Source organism: Ignavibacteria bacterium (assembly GCA_016873845.1).
Lineage (GTDB): Bacteria > Bacteroidota > Ignavibacteria > Ch128b > Ch128b > JAHJVF01.
Genome location: VGVX01000117.1, coordinates 1 through 4,353, shown reverse-complemented (window position 1 = coordinate 4,353; position 4,353 = coordinate 1). Strand labels below are relative to the sequence as shown.

The 4,353-nt window shown below is 32.9% G+C and carries 5 protein-coding genes; 4 read left to right on the top strand and 1 reads right to left on the bottom strand.

The genetic code is table 11. The features are described 5' to 3' along the window. From FJ213_12895 to FJ213_12880, 4 genes are all read left to right on the top strand, one after another. Positions 1-396, top strand: a 396-nt coding sequence (locus FJ213_12895) for a non-canonical purine NTP pyrophosphatase (protein MBM4177047.1), incomplete at its 5' end; no start/stop codon positions are given. A 63-nt stretch (positions 397-459) separates the two neighbouring features. Beyond that, complete coding sequence (locus FJ213_12890; GenBank protein MBM4177046.1) at positions 460-696, top strand: hypothetical protein; 237 nt, start codon at positions 460-462, stop codon at positions 694-696. A gap of 99 nt (positions 697-795) precedes the next feature. Further along, positions 796-2,166 carry an SAM-dependent methyltransferase gene (locus FJ213_12885; GenBank protein MBM4177045.1) on the top strand — a complete coding sequence of 457 codons (1,371 nt, stop codon included), beginning with the start codon at positions 796-798 and terminating at the stop codon, positions 2,164-2,166. 10 nt (positions 2,167-2,176) lie between these two features. Beyond that, a complete protein-coding gene (locus FJ213_12880) occupies positions 2,177-3,697 on the top strand; it encodes an LTA synthase family protein (protein MBM4177044.1) in 1,521 nt (506 codons plus the stop codon). Between the two features lie 152 nt (positions 3,698-3,849). Here FJ213_12880 and FJ213_12875 read toward each other — a convergent pair. Further along, positions 3,850-4,353, bottom strand: a 504-nt coding sequence (locus tag FJ213_12875; protein ID MBM4177043.1) for a methyltransferase domain-containing protein, incomplete at its 5' end; no start/stop codon positions are given.

Here is a 4,353-nt window from a genome sequence, read left to right as displayed (position 1 = left end):
ATTGCCGACGATTCCGGGTTGATGGTTGAATTACTTGATGGCAAACCGGGTGTACATTCTGCACGTTATGCTGGGCCGAATTGTTCGTATGCCGATAATAATCTAAAGCTTCTCAAGGAATTACGAAATAAACCAAAGCCACATCGTGCTAAATTTGTGAGTATCATCAGCGTTAAGTCCGATAACTTTGATGAGATATTTGAGGGATATATGGAAGGAGAAATAATCGATGAACCTCGGGGGAAAAACGGCTTTGGATATGATCCTGTGTTTAAGCCGAATGGTTATGACTTGACATACGCAGAGCTATCTTCAGAAGAAAAGAATAAAATCAGCCACAGAGCGAAATCTCTTAAAAAATTAAAAGAATTTCTGAGCACTCAATTTTTGGTTTAATCCTTTTATATTGTAGCAATTATACTGGCAAATTTTTAATATGCACTAAAAGAAGGATAGATAATGGTTCGACTATTGAGTTCAAGAATTTTAATCGTTGTTATTTTCTTTTATTTGTTTACACCACTCGCAAAAGCATCAGTTCTCTATATCGATCCAGGTGCTGGTAGTCTTCTATTTCAAATTCTTTCTGCGATTGTACTTGCGATTTTATTTTATCTGTCATTAATAAGAAAAACACTTGTGAAGCTATTTAATAAAGTAAAAAAAGTGTTTTCAAACCAAAAAGTCGACACTTAAACGTTACAGGAATGTTCGTGAATCATCGATATGGTTTTCCTCGCGAAATGATTGACAAAAATAATGCGACTTTTATCATCGATAGCGGAAGCAAAATAAATGAGCCAAGTTCTTTCGCGTGATCCAAGCGGATACATTTTTAAGCATAACAATAAAATTTATCGAGCAATCAACCACTCCTATAGACAGAATTATGAACATTTGATTAATTCGGGGCTGTATCAAAAACTTTGTTCTGAAAATTTACTTATTCCTCATTCTGAATTGTGCGTAAATGATTTTACATTTGATTGTTACAAAATCATTGCACCAATCGAAATTGAATTTATTTCTCATCCTTATGAATGGTCGTTTCAGCAGTTGAAAGATGCCGCTGCCACAACGCTTTTAATTCAAAAATATGCACTTGAAAAAAATATGTCCCTGAAAGATGCTTCGGCATATAACATTCAATTCCTGAACAGTAACCCGATTCTTATCGATACGCTATCTTTCGAGATTTATAAGGAGGGTTATCCTTGGATTGCATATAAGCAATTTTGTCAACACTTCATAGCTCCGCTAGCATTGATGAGCAAAACTGATATAAGAATTCATAGGTTGTTGAATGATTTTACCGATGGTATTCCTTTAGATTTGGCTAATGCAGTTCTACCTATAAAAAGTAAACTTAATCCTAAGATTTTACTGCACATTAGCTTGCATTCTAAAGCACAGAAGAAATTCAAAAACAAAAAACTCGAAATAAAGCAAGGCAAATTTTCCAAGAAATCGTTTTTCAACTTGATAGACAATTTGGTAGATACTGTAAACAGCATTAATCTTGGCAGACGGTATAATAAAGGTTTTTCTAATTGGGTCAACTACTACGACCAAGATATTTTGAATTTAAATTATTTAAATCATAAAAAACAATTGATAAACACTCTGCTCGACAATGAAAGACCCCGTACGATGTGGGATTTAGGATCGAACATTGGTACCTTTGGTAAAATTGCGGCAAAAAAAAATATAAAAGTCATAAGCTTTGACTCTGACCCGCTAATTATTAATAACCTATATTCCAATTGTAAAAAGGAAAGTGAATCGAATATTCTCCCGCTCATTCTCGATTTCACAATACCGACTCCCCCATCTGGTTGGCTGCTTTCGGAGCGAGCTTCATTCTTTGAACGCCCGATGCCGGACTTGGTAATGGCCTTGGCGTTGATTCACCATTTGGCAATTGCGAATAATATTCCCATGAACTCATTAGCAGATTTTTTTTCTCGAATCTCTAAAAAGTTAATTATCGAATTCATACCTAAAACAGATCCTAATGCTAAACTACTTTTACTTAACAGAGAAGATATATTCGAACAGTACAATCAAGCAAACTTCGAAAAAGAATTTCAAAAACATTTCAGAATCAAACTACGTGAAAAATTCAACGATTCGGAAAGAGTATTGTATTTAATGGAAAAAGTGTAACCTTAGGCGAATGAAAAATTATAAAAGTAAAATTATTCAACTAGCTCATAAGCAATATTTTCTTCATACTTCATTAGTCCCCGTGATTCATATACTTATTGTGTACAAGACAATCAAAGAATCGGAATATCCGATGACGGATATGGAGGCTTGGATCTCTGTGGTTTTAATTTTCTTGATTTCGTGTATAAGTCTGATCGTTTCGAAATTTCTTTTGAATAAAAAGATTAATGCATATATAGCAACTACTCTTTTTTTAGGGCTTAGCTTCAGCTATGGTTTAATCGGTAAAAATATATTTCAATTAAATTCGTTAGCAAGCTTAGCCCAGAAAGCATTTTTTGGCAATATGATTCTTGCTTCTATTTCTCTGATATCTTTTACATTCTTTTTCCTTGTTTACATTTTATCAATTATTCCGTTCAAGTTGAATCGATTCAATAATTATTTAAACATTCTGCTCTTTTTATTCTTGCTAATTGAAGTAAAAAATCTGTATTCATATGAACCAAAAAAAATTAAGTTAGAAGAGGAGGTGAAAATAGAGCAAACTTCAATTTCAGGTGACTCATCCTTACCAAACATTTTTTATATAGTTTTAGATTCTTATACAAGCTTTGAAAGTCTTCGAACGTATTGGAAATATGATAATTCTGAATTAGTTAATTATCTCAAAAAAAATGGATTCTATATTGCACGCAGGAGCAAGAGTAACTACAATCAAACTCATTTCAGTCTTGCATCACTGTTGAATTTATCTTATCTGCACTATGAATCGTTCGATAAGCTGACGTTCGCACATTATCCGAATCTATTCAAATTAATTAAAGATAATGTGTTAGCTCGCGTACTTGAGAAAAATGGTTATGAGATAATTAACTACTCATTGTTCGACATATCAAACATTTCAAAGTATTACAGATTTGAACTTATAGACGAACCCCACTTTTTCAAAAATACTATGTTCGAGGGAGTCGTAAATGTTGATAAAGTTGGATCGGCGCTCGGAATAAATTTTACTCCAGAAACCAATATCATAAAAACAAACATGAACATAGCAAGTCTACTCAAAGATGTTGCCCTGACAAGCTCTGATCGGAATTTTTTTGTTTATGCTCATTTCATGTTGCCGCACCCCCCATATTATTTTGATGCAAACGGAAATATTATGCCGGAGAATTATGCTAGGGATGATTATAATAAGTGGAAGTATTTAGAACAACTCAAATTCACAAATAAATTGCTGATGGAAATAATAGATTACATATTTTCAAATTCTAGTATTAGACCAGTGATTATCATACAAGGTGATCACGGTTTTCGTTTTCTAAAAGATAAAGTTGCTCAAGGTGCCGAATCGCATTCTATTCTAAATGCTTTTTATTTTTCAGATAAAGATTACAAACAACTCTATCAAACGATTTCTTCAGTTAATACATTTAGAGTTCTCCTGAATAAGTATAAACTGCTGGAATTAGAAACTTTACCAGATGAAAGATTTTTTGTTGCAAAAGGGATAGGATTTAATTGAAATTGTAGGTCGAAGTTTACTTCCCCGCCTACCTCGTATGGCTTAATGTGGCAGGCATGTACTACATTTTATAATCCGGGAAATGAATAATATAAAACACCAAATGAGTAATGAATAACTAAATGGATAAAGCTAACACTTTTTCTTTTATTTTATTTTACTGCACGGTATAATGTTACCACACCAAAAGTAAAACTTTTCACTTCCACATTTGGAAATCGGGCAGTTATAATTTCCGAAATTAAATTTTTCTCTTTCTCAAAATTATTAACTGAATCCGGGAGGTAACGATAAGCGGAATCATCGCTCGAAATAATTCTGCCAATCATCGGTAATACTTTTCGAAAGTAAAATTGATAAACCGACCGAATGAAATTATTTTTCGGGAGAGAAAACTCAAGAATATTCAATATACCGCCATTCTTAAGCGACTTATACATTTCATTAAGTGAAATTTGTGAATCATGAAAATTTCGAATTCCGAATGCTATAGTTATGAGATCGATTGAATTTGGTTTGATTGACAGTGATTCGGCTTCACCGCTTACTAATAAAAAATCGTTTTCAGAAAATCCATTCTTTTTAATTTTCTGGCGGAATCTTCTCAATGTATTTTCGGCGAAATCGTACCCTATAATTTTACATTTAAATTTTTT

What these genes read in the sequence shown, in the direction of transcription:
- FJ213_12890 (MBM4177046.1), top strand. Translation starts at nt 460, where the DNA reads ATGGTTCGACTATTGAGTTCAAGAATTTTAATCGTTGTTATTTTCTTT.
- FJ213_12885 (MBM4177045.1), top strand. Translation starts at nt 796, where the DNA reads ATGAGCCAAGTTCTTTCGCGTGATCCAAGCGGATACATTTTTAAGCAT.
- FJ213_12880 (MBM4177044.1), top strand. Translation starts at nt 2,177, where the DNA reads ATGAAAAATTATAAAAGTAAAATTATTCAACTAGCTCATAAGCAATAT.